Consider the following 16,145-nt stretch of genomic DNA (forward strand, 5'->3'; position numbering starts at 1 on the left):
GAACAAAGAGGTAAGTAATGCGTAATCAATTAGAGAAATTACTGTATATCCCTCAGATATTAAGGGAGCGATTTCAGCAGAGAGAGTCGTTTAACTTATTTAAAGTTTTGCGTGGTACCAGTGATGAAGTTAGGTTACATAGTCGATTTCTTGCAGAATTATTGAACCCTTATGGTAGTCACGGCAAAGGGAGCATTTTCCTAAAACACTTTTGTAATGATGTGCTTAAAGACACCTCATTTAACTTGAATGTGGTGACTGTAGAAAAAGAGTGGAATGATATAGACATTCTAATTCGAAACCAAAACGGTCAGGCAATCATAATCGAAAATAAAGTGTATGCCGGAGATCAAGATAACCAGCTTAATCGATATTTTAAGCTAGTAAACGATCTCAATTTTAGCGAAGATAACATTACGCTGGTTTATTTATCACTAGATGGAAAGAAAGCTTCAGAACAAAGTGTTAAAGGCTTAAAAAGTGATTTTTTGAAGAATAACTATAAACCGATTAGCTATAAATCTCATATCTCCAGTTGGTTAAAAAGTTGTCGCAAAGAGGCTGTTTCTCATCCCGAGTTAAGAGAAAGTATTTCGCAATACTTAGATTTAGTGGCTGAACTAACGCATACAAAACAGAGTGATGAACTTATGAGTGAACTAGAATCTTGGTTTGAGCAGGAGCTCATTAATAAAGGTAGCAATCCAGTTGCATTGTTAGATGCTGTGAATGTAGCTAAAGAAAACTTCCATGCAAAAAAGTTGCACGCACTTCAAGAAGCGATTATTTCTAGAATCTCACCAGGTATACTGATCAATGAAACTGAATCAACTTCTGATGTTAATGGCTGTTCAGAAGTAGTGGCTCACAACAACAGTTTTAATATTTGGTTGTACCCTTTCCATGGGGATAATCAAGGTAAACTGCAGGTGGGTTTTACGTCAAATCATGGTACCGGCTACTTTAATATTTGGTGTTCTCAACAGGGTGATCGAGAAATCTATGATCATGTTCGCCATTTCCTTTCTGTGAAACATTCAAGCTTTAATCGAAACAACCGGTGGTCAGCAGGTTGGAAGTATCTAAGTGATCCAATCGTCTTATCTGAGTCTACTGATGAAAATCTACGCAAGCTGTCCGAAGAGGGTTATATTGAAACATTAGCTGACAAAATTGCCAATGAACTTAATGGTTTGGTGTTAAGCCTACAATCTGATAGTGAACTAAGGTCTTTGTTCTAACAAAGCATTTAAGAGTGATTCCCAACGCTTGGCATTTTTCATTCCATCGTTGGGTTTTGTGTTTACGGTGGCATGGTTGAGTTTCGTGGTAGCATTGCTCACACCTTAATGCGGCGTTATGTATCTTCAATAGTGAGGCAAAGATGGAATCATATAAGGACGTGTTGGATTATCTGGTGTTCCTAGACTCGGATTTTGAGAATATGTGGAACTCGAATGACAATTACAATGTGCACGAGGATGGGTCATCTACCATATGTGGTGTTTTGAATGAATTTATGCAGTATTTAAGGAGTTCAAACGACGCAGAATCAAAACCTTATTTAGAAGAGCTATTTAACTTCGTCGAGCAGCATGTAGATGATAAAACAGACCTTGGTGGCGCGTTGAGAACATGTTTCCTTGAAGATCTAGCGCATACTACAGTGGGGGGGCAACTAGAACCTTTCATGGGGGCACGTTCGTTATATATGTACCGTGGAGGGTCTTTTGGATGGAATCAATAAAGACCACAATGCATATCAAGGCGTTTAAGACGGATTCACAACGCTTGGCATTTTCGGTTTGATTTGAATTTAGTGTTTTTACGGCACAATAGTTTAGGTTAGGCGGTCTGCGTTGCTCACTACTTACGCTGCGTTACATGCTTGGAAGAACCTGTAAGGAAGTAGGGGTAAGTTTTTGGATAAAATCACATTTTTCACAAAATTAGAACGTCAAATCCTATCAGGTAAAAAGACGGCAACGATTCGAGATGAATCCGAAAGTCATTATTTCCCGGGGCAGATCGTAGAAGCTTTTACTCTCGAAGACGACCGGAAAATCTGTAAACTAGAAATAATTGGTGTTGAGCACATGGAGTTTGAGCAGCTCAACAGAAAGCACGCTAAAGCCGAAAATCTACCATTTGTATTTATGCTCAAATGGATTTTGCGGAAAATATATCCAACAGAAAATAATTTGTGTTTTATCAGCTTCAAAGTTGTTGGTTAATCACTCTATTAGTCCTAAAGCCCCTCGAACCCGCATATAACAAGGCGTTTAAGGTGGATTACCAACGCACTGCATTTTCTGTGTTTAAGGTGTAATTATTAGGCTAGGTGTTTGCGTTGTTCGCCACTTAACGCGGCGTTATGTGTATGGGAATAAACATGAAAAAACTAATAGCAACAGTTTTAGGGTTCTTAGCTACGGCCTCAGCTAATGCTGAGTATGTGCCTGATTATTCAGCTGTCGACTCAAGAGAGAAGGCATTGGAACTAGTTCAGAAAGGTGAGTTAGTTGAAACTCTTCTTTTTCCAGCAGAATTAGGTGGGCAAGATGTGCCTCAGAACAAAGTATTTGTGCCCGTTGGTATACCGGAGATTCAAACTCAAATAACAGGGACCATCGTTCGCTTCGCCCAAGATGGGTTGATCGATAATATGCAAGTTGACCCTGAGTATAAAGGGGAGAGTTTTGTACCTTCCAAGATAAAAATATCTACGTCGCATTCCGGAAAAGATGGAAAGTTCAATCCAGTAATAGAAATTTGGTAGTTACAGGCGAGCAGATTTACACATAACAAACTGTCCAAGATAGCGAGTAAACTTGGAGCTTTCATTATTCAATGCAATTGGCCTCATGCGCTGAATGACTCCACTTTAAATGGCTTTGGTGGTAGTGAAATCTTTGATCCTTATGGTGTAAGCATTGCTCAAATGCCTATCGATACTGTAGCGGTAGGTTGTTTTGATATGACGACGGGCTCTTTTGAAGTAATTGATGTTAAAAATAAGGCGCAAGTCTCCTTGTAACAAGCATTTAAGGTTTCAAGGTACTTTTTCTAATCAGGTTGAATCTTTGTTTGGTATTGCCCTATTTCATTTTTGTCCAACTATGAGTTACAAGAGCAATCAACCACCAAAGTTGCCTTTCAAGAAAATTTAACCAGCCGACCATCTGGTCGGCTTTTGTTTCCTATCGCTGTGCACCTATGTTCAGTTCATGTTAGCATTGCTCTCAAAGTTCAAATAAAGCCCCTCTCATGAAACTACTTCCCTTACTAAAACAGCCTCGCGTTCACTGACGGCACCTTGTGCACTTCGTTAAATCACAACGTTTAAATCAGTGAACTGTAAAGAGGTAAAAATGAGCGAGAAACACTGGTCTAAGTACCAACTGCTCCATGAAGTGGTCACCAACCCAAATATTATTATTCAAGGCCAACATAGCTACTACAGCGATTGTTGGGATAACGGCTTTGAAGAGTCGGTTGTTCGCTATTTGCATGGCGATAAGGTGAGTCGTCAATGGGAGCCAAGATGGCCTATAGATAAACTCCATATTGGTGATTACGTCTGTATTGGCGCAGAGGTGGTCATACTGATGGGCGGAAACCACACCCATCGTACCGATTGGTTTTGTTTGTACCCGTTTATGGAAACCATTGAAGAGGCCTATGTGGGCAAAGGTGATACCCATATTGGTAGTGGGTCATGGCTGGGTATGCGCGCGATGATCATGCCGGGTGTGACCATTGGTGAAGGGGCTGTTGTTGCGGCCAATAGTGTGGTGACCAAAGATGTCGAACCTTATAGTGTGGTGGCGGGATCGCCAGCTAAACATCTTAAGTATCGTTTTGCGCCGGAAGTTGTAGAGGCGCTATTAGCAATGAAAGTCTACCAATGGCCTAGTGAAAAGTTTAAAGCACTACAACCTTATCTATGTAGTGATGATTTAGCTCAACTACAAGCAGCATTGAAAGAATACGATGCGCACAATAAGTCGTAGCTATTGGTTTTAGTCTGTAGAAATGCCAGCGCCTGTCGCTGGCATTTTTACATCTAGAAACGATATCAAACCGCAGGTTTTATAAATTGCTATGAGCGTCTAAAAATTCATCGCTGCGGATTGAAGGTTTTATGAGCAACTGGCAGCGTAGCTTTTTGATTAAACGGAATTATATCAATAGGTCGAATGTATGAAGCGAATAATCTCTTATGCTGCGCTTACGATAGGCTTAGTAGGCTGCGCGCAGCATCCACCCCAACAAGACGCATCTCAAGTGACTTTTGTATTGGGTAACTTATCGAGCTCTTACCAAGTAAAGGTGTCGCAAGGTAGCATTGAGCAGGGCCGCTTTGTTGAAGATTGGTTTGCGAGTGTTGATCATCAACTTACCGAAGACACGCGTTACATCATTGGCAATGCGAAAGTGGGCAGTTACATCGCGATATCCTCAACAACGGCTCACGATGCGAGCGGAAACTATCTTGGTAAGTTTACTCCGTGCAACAAAACCTTGGTGTTTAGGTTACCACTACAGGCAGACGATGTTTACATCACAGACATCAACTATCAGTGGGAGAACGTGGCGATATATCCAATGTACTCTGACAAGCTAGAGCACGCTCAGCAGTATTTCCGTCAACATAGCGAGTTTGGTATTGGTGAGTTAAAGCCGATCATTCACTTGCAGTTAAATGCTGATCTTTATCATGACTGCGAAACATTAAGCCCCCATCCATACGCTTTAGAGAGGCCAATTTAGCCCTCAATCGCGGGTTTTGCATAGGCGCATTGAACGCAAGGTTATTTATGCATTTTCGCTGGTATAAATAGCGGTTGTTCGTTGGGCAAATACCATAAATGACGATGTTACTGTGAAGTCATCATCAGAAATGAACAAAAAAAGGAAATTGCTTTAATTTTTGCGATGAGATTCTATTCACTAATTAGGAATTAATAGAAATTTTTAATCGTTATTTCTAAGTGTAGCTAATAAAAGGTACGGATATTTAGTCTGCGATTGATTAAATATCCGTTATTTACAATACGCTTAGTGGAAATTTAATTTGAGGTTAGTCACTTTTAAAGGGAATATTTTCACTTACTATCAGTGCCACCTTACTTTTCTTCCCAATAACGACATAAAGAAATAAATATTTCTGTACCTAATATAAGGATAACAATCGACATGAGCGGCGTAATCATTAAAAATTCTCGCAACACAGAGAATGCACCAATTAGCCCTGTATCAACTCAAACAGTTGCGTTTTCTCACTACAATAACATCTCTGCTCAGCTACCTATTAACACAGCGGGTGAGATTGTTGTTGGCGGCGTAAAAGAGCAAGCGGCTCAATGTTTAGAAAACATTAAAGCGATCGTTGAAAGTATCGGTCACGTAATGGAAGACGTTGTTAAAGTGAACGTATTCCTTAAGAACATCGAAGATGCAGCACAAGTTGATGAAGTTTACGCTTCATTCTTCAATGGTTACTTCCCAACTCGCACAACAGTTGCAGTTGACGCACTACCAATGAGCGATGCTCTAGTGCAAATCGATGCAATCATCTCTAACGGTGAAGGTACAACTCCTCAAGCAGCTTGCCCACTAATCAAGCTAGCTCGTAACACAGAAAACGCACCAATTAGCCCTGTATCAACTCAAACAGTTGCGTTCTCTCACTACAACAACATCTCTTCTCAGCTTCCTATCGACCCTGCAACAGGCAAGCTAGTAGAAGGTGGCGTTCAAGAGCAAGCGGCTCAGTGTCTACGTAACATCAAAAACATCATGGAAAGCATTGATGTACCATTCGATGACATCGTAAAAGTAACTGTATTCGTTAAAGATCTTGCAGACTTAGATGCAGTAAACGCAGCGTACACTACGTTCTTCCCTGATTCTTCAATTGCTCGTACAGTGGGTTACATGCCTGCGCGTACTAACGCAGTAGTTGCTGACCTAGCAATGGGTGCTCGTGTTCAAATGGACGCAGTAGTATCACACGGCGACGGCACACCACCGCAAGAAGTTGAAGACCGTCACGGCATTGTTATCCGTGCTAACAACACAGATAAAGCGCCACGCAACCCACTACACACTCAAACTGTAGCGTTTTCTCACTACAATCACATTGCGGCTCAGCTACCACTCGACGTAGCAACAAACGCATTGGTTGAAGGTGATACTCAAGCGCAAGCGAAACAATGTCTGAACAACATCAAAGCGATCGTTGAAAGCATTGGTCACGTGATGGATGACGTTGTTAAAGTGAACATTCAGCTTAAAGATATGGCTGACCTAGACGCTGTAAACGAAATCTACACTACGTTCTTCAAAGGCGATCTACCAGCTCGTACAGTTGTGGGCGTATCTCAAATCGCAATGGGCGCGGCAGTTCAAATTGATGCAACAGTATCAAATGCGGAAGGTACACCACCAAACGCATAATATTTAAAACTAATTAATAATATAATTGGTTTAAATATAAATAATAAATTAGAAGGCACTGTGTAAATAACGCAGTGCCTTTTTTTATTCATGTTATGGATAATTATTTATGAAGTTAAGAGTTAAATAATAATTGCATAAACGATAATAAGTTTCGTTTGTTAAGTTATATTTTGATTATTTGTTATACGCTTGATAGTTTCTGCTAATCAATAGAATTGATAAAAGCGATTAGAGCCAAGATAAATTCAAAATTATGCTACTCAGGAAATAGAGAATGAGTAGCAACAATGAGTAACAAAGCTTTAGTCGTAGAAGGTGGCGCGATGCGTGGTGTATTCGCCAGCGGTGTTTTAGATAGTTTTATGGCTGAGGATTATCAGCCCTACGATTTCGTCATTGGCGTGTCTGCGGGAGCTTCTAACTTGGTGGGCTATCTTGCTCATCAACCAGAGCGCAGCTACAAAGTGATCAGCCAGTTGGCGACTCAAAAGCGCTTCTTTAATCGTTCTCGCTTTGTACGCGGTGGCGATCTCGTGGATGTGAAATGGCTGATTGAACAGTCAAATCAGCGTTTCCCTATCGACTATGATCAAGTGCTGCAAACCCCTATGTATGCCGCTGTAACTAATATCGAGACGGGTGGCGCAGACTACTTCCGACTCAATGAAGAAAATTTAGATTCAGTGCTAGAGGCAACCACTGCTTTACCTATCGCCTATAAGTCTACGCCTTGCTTTTCAGGCGGTTGTTACACTGATGGCGGTGTGGCGGATTCAATTCCTGTCAAAGAAGCCTATCGCCGAGGTGCGCGAGATATTACGGTGATTTTATCCCATCCATTGAGCTATGAAATGAAGCCAATGAAAGCGCCATGGTTGATGAAAACACTGCTAGCTCGTTACCCAAACATCGCCGAATCAATGTTGGTAAGAGCCAACAATTACAATCAATCACTGGCGTTTATTCGCAATCCGCCAAAAGATGCGACAATCCGAGTGATTGCACCGCCCGAATCATTTGCTGTTAAGCGTTTAACCATGAAGCTAGAGATATTGGAGCAAGGCTATCAAATGGGCGTTGATGCGGGGAAAATTCACTTGGCGATACAGCAAGGTGTTCATGGCCTCAGTGAAGAGAATTGCCATTTCTGTTTGTGATCGTTTGGTGTCGTAAGGTGTGTTTACCGCGTCATTCCGCTAGTATGGTGAGAGTGGTATCAGTTAAGAATAAAGGAAGCGGAAAGCATGGATTCAAATGCTCTGTATTATGTGCATGATCCTATGTGCTCTTGGTGTTGGGGCTATCAGCCAACATGGCAAAAGATAAAACAATCTTTGCCAGAGGGCGTCACACTGCAATATTTGGTGGGTGGGTTAGCGCCCGACAGTGATGTGCCTATGCCAGAGCCAATGCAGCACCAAATTGCAGCGTATTGGCGCAAAATTGAAGATTACTTGGGGACGGAGTTTAACCATGACTTTTGGCGAGACAATACTCCGAGACGCTCCACTTACCCTGCGTGTCGCTCAGTGCTCGCGGCGCGGGCGCAAAACGCAGAGCAGGCGATGATTACCGCCATTCAACAAGCCTATTACTTGCATGCGAAGAATCCGAGTAATGTGGATGTGCATATTGGTCTAGCTCAGCAACTTAACTTAAACGTCGAGCAGTTTACTCGTGATATGGCCTCGAGTGAGCTTAACCAACAGCTTCTTGATGAGATCGCTTTTGCCCGCTCAATTGGTGGTAACAGTTTTCCTTCTTTGTTTTTGAAAACAGCGCAAGGTATTACGGAACTGCCGATTGATTACCAAGAGAGCGCAAAAACCTTAGCGCAAATCGACGCTTTGTTAGCCGAATCATTCATATAGTTCCGATTATTAGAGATGAATATACTCCATTTACGTGCGCTACTTGTCGCCATTGAAACAGGTTCTATTTCAGCAGCGGCTCGTCAGTTAGGCAAGACCCAACCTCAAGTGAGTCAGTGGGTATCAGATTTAGAAATTGACCTTGGCGTTGAGATTTTTACACGGACGGGTAACAAAACGTCGTTGACAGAACAGGGCAGTCAACTGTTGCCACACCTCAAGCATACTGTCAGTCATTTCGATAAGTTGCAGCAAAGCGCGATTACATTGGCTCAAAGCGAGCCAGCGGTTGTACGCATTGGCATTGAACACTACATCCCAGAAAGTTTACTTGCGGATGGAGTGGAGCAGTTATTTGCGATGCCTCAATTGAGTCTCGAAATATGGCGAGATGACCCAGAACAGCTTGCCGAAGGGCTGATTGAGGGTGAATTGGATGTCATTATTCGTCATGAGTCAGAACAAGTTCATCAGCTTGATAACCACTATTTAGCATTGGGTAGCTATCAAGAAGTGATGGTTTGTAGCCATAATCACCCGTTAGCCATGTTAGATGGTGTGTCTAGCGACGACTTAGGCCAATATCGAGAGTTGGTTTGGGGGATAATGCAACAGCGTGAGTTTGAAGGTTTTGGTGTCGATTATGCGCTGTTCAGTGACTTGGCGATGTTGCTAACACAACTCAAGCGAGGTCATGGTTATGCTTTTGTACCGAAAGCGAACGTAGAGCACGAATTACAGCGAGGGGATTTAATCTCGCTCGCGTGTCATTTCCAACCACACGGCTTCGTGCGTGGAGTGGAGATGGTATGGCGACACGGTTTTGATGCATCAAAAGTAGGGAATGCGGCTTTGAATTGTCTCAAACAGCATCATCAGTTTGATGGTTAGCTCGATAAATGATCGGCAGTGCTAACTTGTATTCAGGGCATCCCACCAGTCGAACAGTAACAACGCGACGTAGATAGGCAGAAGTGCCCATACTAAAGGGTCATCCCAAAATTGGTAAGTAGTGCCAATAGCCGCTAATGCCAGAATCATTAGTTCAGAAATACCGACCATTAACAGAAGTTTGGTTGCATGAGCGAAGTATCTTAATAGCGGCTGGCTTAACCTTGTCTTTTGATAAGTTGCCTCGAATATTCCAACGATAGCCGCTGCCATTAATAGACCAATGACAGCTAATATCGCCGCTTGGTTACTGTGTTCCATATCTCGCATAACATCAAAGGTTTGCAGAAATAAACAGGGCACAATCAGCAAGAGTAACAGTGCTTGCTTAACCATAACCTCAGTATAAAAGCGGCGTTTTTCCATTATCGTTTACTCTTGTTCGTTATCACTTTGGTCGATATCAAACACGACTTTGCCTTGTAATATGGTCATCAACACTTGTGCATCAGCGATTTTATTGGCGCTTAGGCGGCTAATGTCTTGGTCGAGAATCGCCAAATCAGCAGACTTTCCAACTGAAATTGAGCCTGTGACTTGGTCTAAACCTAAACTTTTTGCTGCATTGATAGTGTAGGCATCAATGGCATTTTTCACGTCGGGTAGGCCAGTTTTTCCCATCTTGATACTGTTCGCTATACCAACCAAAGGGTTAATATCATGCACGTTCCAATCACTGCTTAAGGTGACGTTAGCGTCGGTGCTATGCAGCGCACTGAGATTCATCAGTGCGCGAGTGCGTCTTGCGCCAAGAAAGGCTTCTGCCCATTGATGGTCATGTTGCGCGACATAATCCGAACCGACTTGAAAGTCGGCGGTTACTCCTAGTTTTTCAAAGCGAGGAATATCTTTTTTGTCGACGAGCTCTACATGGGTGAGCGTATATGGCCGAGTAGATCCTGAGGCTCGCACATATTCCACCGCATCTAAAGATTCTCGAATTGCACCATCCCCAATAGCGTGAATGTGGGCGCTATATCCCAGCTTATCCAGCTCTGTTAGCCATGATTTCATCGCTTTGGGTTCAATGTAGTTGATGCCATAAGGCTCGTCAGGGATGTAAGTATCTAAATAGGGGGCGAGCGTCTTTGCTGTACCATTGACAAAGATACCATCGCTGTACATTTTGACCTGATCAATAATTAATAGGCGGTCGCTGTTACTTGACTGAATATCTGCGAGAAAATCCAGTTGTGGCTTCATGCTATCGGTCGGGTAAATCCATGGCCTTAGTGAGACGCGCGCCGTTAAAGTTTGGTCTTGTTCAGCTTGTTGCCAAACCTCAAGCCATCCGCGTTTCCAATACAAACGTCCGTCACCAATTGTCGTAATACCATGAGCAGCCGCTTCTTCTAAGCCAACCATCAAGCCATCGTAACTCTGTTCAAATTGATTTTTCAGGCTATTCCAAGCCATCTCCATTACGATGTCGCCAGCATTATCAAGCAGTATTCCATTCAACTCGCCAGTATGTTCATCTTTGAGTATTTTGCCACCTTGCGGCTCAGGTGAATGTTTACTAATGCCAGCCAGTTGTAGTGCTTTGGAGTTAACCCACATTGAGTGCGACGTTTGCTCCATGATGACCACAGGTATATCTGGGTAGATCTCATCGATGACTTCCAACGGTGTACGGCGGTTTTCAGGGTCGAGAATGGCTTCAATTGAAAAACCATAACCGGTTAGCCAGCCGTTTTTCGGTGCTGATGATCGGCATGCGCGTAAATAGGGGATTTGATCTTTTACTAAGCCGTCCATGTCCAGTTCGCAGCTTCCGCCAGCTTCGGATGCCGCTTCAAATACGTGGTTATGATTGTCGATAAAGCCCGGCATGATAAACGCTTGTTCTAGGTCGATTTCATCGGTCGAGGATGAAATGAAACGTTCAGCATGGTCATAATCACCAACAAACACAATTAGGCCTTGGCTGATGGCAATGGTATCGGCACGTTCGTGTCCATATATGGTGGCGTTGGTTAGTAGGGTATCGGCAGTGTGGTCATTCGCGTAACTTTGCATAGCAATGCTCAAAATTAGTCCGGTCAAGAAAGGTCGTTTCATGATGGCTCCTTAGTTATTGTTACGAGGAGTGTACTAAGCACTGCACATAGATAAAAAATAGCCACTATATGAAGATTCGTATAGTGGCTAGGAGAGATTGGTGTAGTGACAAAAAAGTACTATTTCTGCCTGATGTAATGGCTTTGTACCACTGCGTTTAGCAAGGTTTTGCTTTCACTTAGTGCGAAATTGAGTGGCGATGTCAGATCACCAAATAGCGGAGCTCCGCCTCCGAGTAAAACGGGAATGGTGGTAATAATCAGCTCATCAATTAAGTCTTGTTGCAGAAAGTTTTGGATAGTTACGCCACCATCGATGTACAGCTCTTGATAGCCACGCTTGTTTAGGCTGTGGACGACGTCATGCAGCTCACCGGAAACAATAGACACCTTATCAGCCAGTTCAGCTGGCACTTCGGTGAGCGTATTGCTCAGCACGAATACAGGTTTAGAATATGGCCATTCAACACCAAAGCCAATCACGGTTTCAAACGTGTTTCTACCCATAATCAGGCCATCAACGCGCTCCATAAGAGGCACGAAACCAAGGTCAAGATTTTCTGGGTTAGGGACAGCGTGCAGCCAGTCTAACCCGCCTTGTTTGTCCGCAATGTAACCATCCAAGCTGGTGGCAATAAAGACGATATTCGCCATGTAATTATTCTCCGCGATAAAAGGCTTGCGCCAACAGTTTGATAGTAGCAGGAATCTGTTCAATAGAGATATTACCAAAGCCAAGAACTGCGCCTTGCCAGTCACGCTCAGGGCTGTCTTTTGTTTCGTAATAGTCCATGGTGCGCAGACGTATGCCTGCTTTTGAGGCTCGTTGAGCCCATTGTTGCTCTGTGATACCACGTCGCCATTGCAAGGTAATATGCAATCCTGCAGCTTGGCTGATGATGGTCACATCACTTCCCAAGCAAAGGTTTATGTGTTCGACCATAGCTTGTCGTTTGGCGGAATAGAGCCGACGCATTTTGCGGATATGTCGAAGAAGATGACCTTCTTGGATGAAATCGGCTAGTGCATATTGAGTATGAGCGGGTGAGTCACCACTAAGTGCGTCTTTGATCATTAGGCATTGGTCTACGATTTGGTCGGGAACCACCATGTAGCCAATTCTCAAGCCATTAAACATGACTTTGCTCAGCGATCCGATATAGATGACATGGTTATCAATGCCAAGTTGTGCTGCAAGCCCCTGCATACTGGTAAATGGACGATGGGCGAACTGAAATTCACTGTCGTAATCATCTTCAATAATCCACGCATCATTGCGTTTTGCCCACTGGATGAGTTCAAGTCGCTTTTCGGTATTCAAGCTCGTGCCCATCGGATATTGATTGCTCGGTGTAACGTAGAGTGCGTCAGCTTGGTGGTTGAGTATGGAGTCCATTTCTAGGCCATGTTGTGGCAATACGGGGATCAGTTTTTGTTGGTAGTTAAGTAAGCTAAGGACTTTTCGCATTTGGGCGTAACCGGGCGATTCCATCATGACCGTTTGCTTAGGCTGTAAACTCGCCATAGTGGCAATAGTGAGTGCTTGCTGCGCGCCAGAGGTAATGATGATGTTGTGTGCATTACAACGGACAGAACGGCTTGATGAAAGGTAATGGGCAAGGGCATCTCGAAGTGACGCTACACCCTGAATATCGCTGCTGCCCATAATGTTAGGTCTGTGGTTATGCCTTTGCAGCAATTTGTTCCACTTAGCATAGGGGAACTGCTGTAGGTCTGGAATGCCAGTAGCAAATGGCTTATTCAAATCCTCACGCGGTAGAGGTTTGGTTTTGTTGCTCTGCTCGCTTGCCGTTGGTAAGTAGCTGTCTGGTAGTTCAACAGCGACGAAATATCCGCTGCTTGGCCTGCTTTCTATGTAGCCTTCAGACACCAAGTTGTCATAAGTCCCGCTGACGGTATTACGGCTAATACTTAAATGGCTGGAGAGTTTACGCGTGGAGGGTAATTTGCTCGATTTAGGCCACAATCCCGATACGATCTTATCGCGTATAGCATGAAAGAGCTGCTCCTGTAGCGAGTCTCCTTGTCGTTCTAATTGTAAATCTCCAATATCAAGTTCTTGCACAACTGGCTCCATGTTAATTTCAAAACTGGATCTGAATACAGAGCCAGTTTGTCGATATATTGCGCTTAAAGCAATGTCGATAAGGAAAAATTATGCTGTCAAACACGGAGCGTACCACCCTAAAGAAAGCAGCGCATAAAGCGCAGCAAGATGTTTCAATCCTTCATCAAATCATTGATGAATCCTTGGTGGGGCATATTGCCATTCATGATGGTTCTGGGCCTGTGGTTATCCCTATGTTGGCTTGGCGAGTAGATGACCATGTTTATATTCACGGTGCCAACAATAGCCGATTGATGCGTTATCTAAAGCAGGGTAATGCAACTTGTGTGACGTTTACTCTGTTCGATGGTTGGGTACTGGCGAGGTCAGCTTTCCATCATGGTGCTCATTATCGTTCTGCGGTGGTTATGGGGCAGTTTGAAGAGATAAGTGAACGAGAAGAAAAAGACCGCTTACTGAATCACTTTATTGAGCAAATTGCGCCCAAACGATGTGAAGAGATTCGATTGAGTAGTGATAAAGAGTTAGCAGCCACGATGATTCTCTGCATTCCACTGACTGAGGCTTCAGTCAAAGTGAGTAATGGAGAAGTGAATGACGATAAAGCGGATCTCGATATTGAGGCGTGGGCGGGTTTTGTGCCTTATCGCACTGTGGTTGGGCCTTTACAACCAAGTAGTACGTTGGATTCTAGTATCGCGACTCCAGATTACTCCATGGCTTATGGGTCAAGATGGCATCAAGCTGAGTAGTATAAAGCGCCGCTTTTTTATCCGCCGTTTTGCGTATGGAATGCTTAACATTTCATGCGCTAACTCATTGATAAAAAGGTGACTAATGGTAGAGATTTTTGTCAAACCTCACCTTGTTGGATAATTGCTCTAAGTTACTGTTCTCGTATGTTAAATAAACGTCATATATGAAAGCATAGTCTTAATACAGAGCCATTCGGAAGGCCACAACCAAGAGTAGGGAGAACCAATGAAAGCACTTGTCGTTATTGCCCACCCATTAGAAGACAGCCTCTGCCAGCATTTAGCAAGTAAAGCGGTCGAGAGCTTAGAGCTACAAGGGTATCAAGTTGAAGTGAAGAATCTCTATCAACAGCAATTTGAGCCCCGTTTGCAAACTCAAGAGAGACAGAGCTATTACGCTGAGCAGTTTGAGCAATCTCATTTAGAAGCGGATCTTGCTGAGCTAAAGCAAGCCGATCATTTAGTCTTGGTGTTTCCTACGTGGTGGTTTGGTTTTCCTGCGATTTTAAAAGGATGGTTTGACCGAGTCTGGGCTCCGAGTCACGCGTTCAATCACGCAGACGATCTGGGGGCGATTACTCCGCTTTTGCACAACTTAAAACAAGTGACGGCAATTACCAGCCTTGGCTCGCCATGGTGGGTTGATTACTTTGTGTTGTGGAAGCCTGTCCACCGAATCTTAAAGATTGCACTACTTGGTGCATGTACGAAAAACTGCAAGCTGAAAATGTTCTCGCTGTATAAAGCCGAAGATGTTTCTCAATCGCGTACTGAGAAATTTACTCAGCGTATTAGTCGTTATCTCAATCCGCAAAGTTAGGAGTGTTCATGCAGCATTTGATGTTTGATATCGATGGTACTCTGATTCAATCATACGATTTTGACGAGCAGTGCTTTGTCCAAGCGGTACTGGATGTGACGGGTAAAACCATCGACACTAATTGGAGTGACTATCGCTACGTCAGCGACCGCGGTATTTTGATGCAGTTTATTAAGCAGCACCAAATGGACATAACTATAGAGCAACTTGAACCGCAGGTGAAAGCGGCTTTTATTCAAAACATTCAAGCGCATCTAAATCGTGACCCAGCCAAGGAGGTTGAGGGCGCGAAGGCGTTTATAGCTCGCTTACAGCAAGACCCCAACACGATTTTAAGTTTAGCAACAGGAGGATGGGGAGAGAGCGCTCGCCTTAAGTTGCAATCGGCAGGGTTTGATGTTGAGAAGCTAGTGATCGCTTCGTCCAATGACCACCATGCTCGTACTGAAATAATGCTGAGTGCCAAAGCTCAAGTGGCCAACCAAGATGATTTACCGATTACTTATTTTGGCGATGGAGAGTGGGACAAAAGGGCGTGCGATGAGCTAGGAGTTAACTTTGTCGCGGTTGGCAACAGAGTAGAGCATTTTCAGAAAATCGACGATTTTATCAATGCAGAACTGGCTTTACATTTCGCTGCTAAAGCAACCCAGATTAGAAGCAAAACAACCAACACTTTTCATTACCGAGCAATGGCCCCAAGTGATTATTCGCAAGTGATCGATCTCTGGTCGCAAACGGAAGCGATGCTGTTGCGAGAAGCTGATTCAGAGCAAAACATCAGCCGTTATTTAAACAGAAATGAAGGGTTAAGTTTTGTGGCTCTCGATGGTGAGAAAATGATTGGTGCAGTATTGGTTGGTACCGATGGTCGACGCGGTTATTTGCAGCACCTTGCGGTTGATAAGGGTTACCGAGGGTTTGGTATTGGTAAACAGTTGGTTGAGAAAGCCACCCATGCTTTGAAGCAGCAAGGTATTGATAAAACCCATCTATTTGTTGCCAATGACAATCTAGCAGCACAGCGCTTTTATCAAGCTTTAGGTTGGCATTCGCGACCGGAAGTCACCATGTATTCATACAATACGTCGCAAGACGACAATATTTAATACAGAAAGTATTTAATACAAAAAG

17 protein-coding genes and 1 pseudogene are annotated in these 16,145 nt (G+C 43.5%); 14 read left to right on the top strand and 4 right to left on the bottom strand.

Annotated features, from left to right (window positions below; translation table 11 throughout):
• Positions 1-17: 17 nt before the first annotated feature.
• From OH461_RS19600 to OH461_RS19645, 10 genes are all read left to right on the top strand, one after another.
• Complete coding sequence (locus OH461_RS19600; RefSeq protein ID WP_270022220.1) at positions 18-1,241, top strand: PDDEXK-like family protein; 1,224 nt, start codon at positions 18-20, stop codon at positions 1,239-1,241.
• Between the two features lie 143 nt (positions 1,242-1,384).
• The gene (locus OH461_RS19605; RefSeq protein WP_270022221.1) at positions 1,385-1,747 is read left to right on the top strand and encodes a hypothetical protein; all 363 of its coding nucleotides are present in this window, start codon (positions 1,385-1,387) and stop codon (positions 1,745-1,747) included.
• 184 nt (positions 1,748-1,931) lie between these two features.
• A complete protein-coding gene (gene yqfB / locus OH461_RS19610) occupies positions 1,932-2,234 on the top strand; it encodes a N(4)-acetylcytidine aminohydrolase (protein ID WP_333482230.1) in 303 nt (100 codons plus the stop codon).
• Between the two features lie 158 nt (positions 2,235-2,392).
• Positions 2,393-2,779: a hypothetical protein gene (locus OH461_RS19615; RefSeq protein WP_270022223.1), complete on the top strand. Its 387-nt coding sequence runs from the start codon at positions 2,393-2,395 to the stop codon at positions 2,777-2,779.
• A gap of 592 nt (positions 2,780-3,371) precedes the next feature.
• Positions 3,372-4,013 carry a CatB-related O-acetyltransferase gene (locus OH461_RS19620; protein WP_270022224.1) on the top strand — a complete coding sequence of 214 codons (642 nt, stop codon included), beginning with the start codon at positions 3,372-3,374 and terminating at the stop codon, positions 4,011-4,013.
• A gap of 190 nt (positions 4,014-4,203) precedes the next feature.
• On the top strand, positions 4,204-4,773 hold the full coding sequence (locus tag OH461_RS19625; RefSeq protein WP_270022225.1) for a hypothetical protein: 570 nt from the start codon (positions 4,204-4,206) through the stop codon (positions 4,771-4,773).
• Between the two features lie 426 nt (positions 4,774-5,199).
• A complete protein-coding gene (locus OH461_RS19630; RefSeq protein WP_270022226.1) occupies positions 5,200-6,462 on the top strand; it encodes a RidA family protein in 1,263 nt (420 codons plus the stop codon).
• 290 nt (positions 6,463-6,752) lie between these two features.
• Positions 6,753-7,622: a patatin-like phospholipase family protein gene (locus OH461_RS19635; RefSeq protein WP_270022227.1), complete on the top strand. Its 870-nt coding sequence runs from the start codon at positions 6,753-6,755 to the stop codon at positions 7,620-7,622.
• 87 nt (positions 7,623-7,709) lie between these two features.
• Positions 7,710-8,336, top strand: coding sequence for a DsbA family protein (locus OH461_RS19640; protein WP_270022228.1), 627 nt, complete (start codon positions 7,710-7,712; stop codon positions 8,334-8,336).
• 15 nt (positions 8,337-8,351) lie between these two features.
• Positions 8,352-9,227 carry a LysR family transcriptional regulator gene (locus OH461_RS19645; protein WP_270022229.1) on the top strand — a complete coding sequence of 292 codons (876 nt, stop codon included), beginning with the start codon at positions 8,352-8,354 and terminating at the stop codon, positions 9,225-9,227.
• A gap of 21 nt (positions 9,228-9,248) precedes the next feature.
• Here the strand turns inward: OH461_RS19645 and OH461_RS19650 are convergent, their stop codons facing one another.
• From OH461_RS19650 to pdxR, 4 genes are all read right to left on the bottom strand, one after another.
• Positions 9,249-9,653: a hypothetical protein gene (locus tag OH461_RS19650; protein ID WP_270022230.1), complete on the bottom strand. Its 405-nt coding sequence runs from the start codon at positions 9,651-9,653 to the stop codon at positions 9,249-9,251.
• 6 nt (positions 9,654-9,659) lie between these two features.
• Positions 9,660-11,348 carry an amidohydrolase gene (locus OH461_RS19655; protein WP_270022231.1) on the bottom strand — a complete coding sequence of 563 codons (1,689 nt, stop codon included), beginning with the start codon at positions 11,346-11,348 and terminating at the stop codon, positions 9,660-9,662.
• Between the two features lie 119 nt (positions 11,349-11,467).
• Positions 11,468-12,001, bottom strand: a complete 534-nt coding sequence (locus tag OH461_RS19660) for a dihydrofolate reductase family protein (RefSeq protein WP_270022232.1) — start codon at positions 11,999-12,001, stop codon at positions 11,468-11,470.
• A gap of 4 nt (positions 12,002-12,005) precedes the next feature.
• Positions 12,006-13,445, bottom strand: a complete 1,440-nt coding sequence (pdxR, locus tag OH461_RS19665) for a MocR-like pyridoxine biosynthesis transcription factor PdxR (protein ID WP_270022233.1) — start codon at positions 13,443-13,445, stop codon at positions 12,006-12,008.
• An 80-nt stretch (positions 13,446-13,525) separates the two neighbouring features.
• On the opposite strand from pdxR, the gene OH461_RS19670 reads away from it, so the two are divergent.
• The 4 genes and pseudogenes from OH461_RS19670 to OH461_RS19685 all read left to right on the top strand — a co-directional run bounded on the left by OH461_RS19670 (position 13,526) and on the right by OH461_RS19685 (position 16,120).
• Positions 13,526-14,188 (top strand): pyridoxamine 5'-phosphate oxidase family protein, encoded by a 663-nt coding sequence (locus OH461_RS19670; RefSeq protein ID WP_270022234.1) that lies wholly within the window; start codon positions 13,526-13,528, stop codon positions 14,186-14,188.
• Positions 14,189-14,417: 229 nt separating this feature from the next.
• Positions 14,418-15,011, top strand: a complete 594-nt coding sequence (locus OH461_RS19675; protein WP_270022235.1) for an NAD(P)H-dependent oxidoreductase — start codon at positions 14,418-14,420, stop codon at positions 15,009-15,011.
• Positions 15,012-15,031: 20 nt separating this feature from the next.
• A pseudogene (locus OH461_RS19680) lies at positions 15,032-15,568 on the top strand (HAD family hydrolase); the annotation flags it as partial.
• 135 nt (positions 15,569-15,703) lie between these two features.
• Entirely contained in the window at positions 15,704-16,120 is a 417-nt protein-coding gene (locus tag OH461_RS19685) for a GNAT family N-acetyltransferase (protein WP_270022257.1), read from the top strand.
• The last annotated feature ends 25 nt before the right edge of the window (positions 16,121-16,145 follow it).

The sequence above is a fragment of the Vibrio sp. LaRot3 genome (assembly GCF_027587025.1).
Lineage (GTDB): Bacteria > Pseudomonadota > Gammaproteobacteria > Enterobacterales > Vibrionaceae > Vibrio.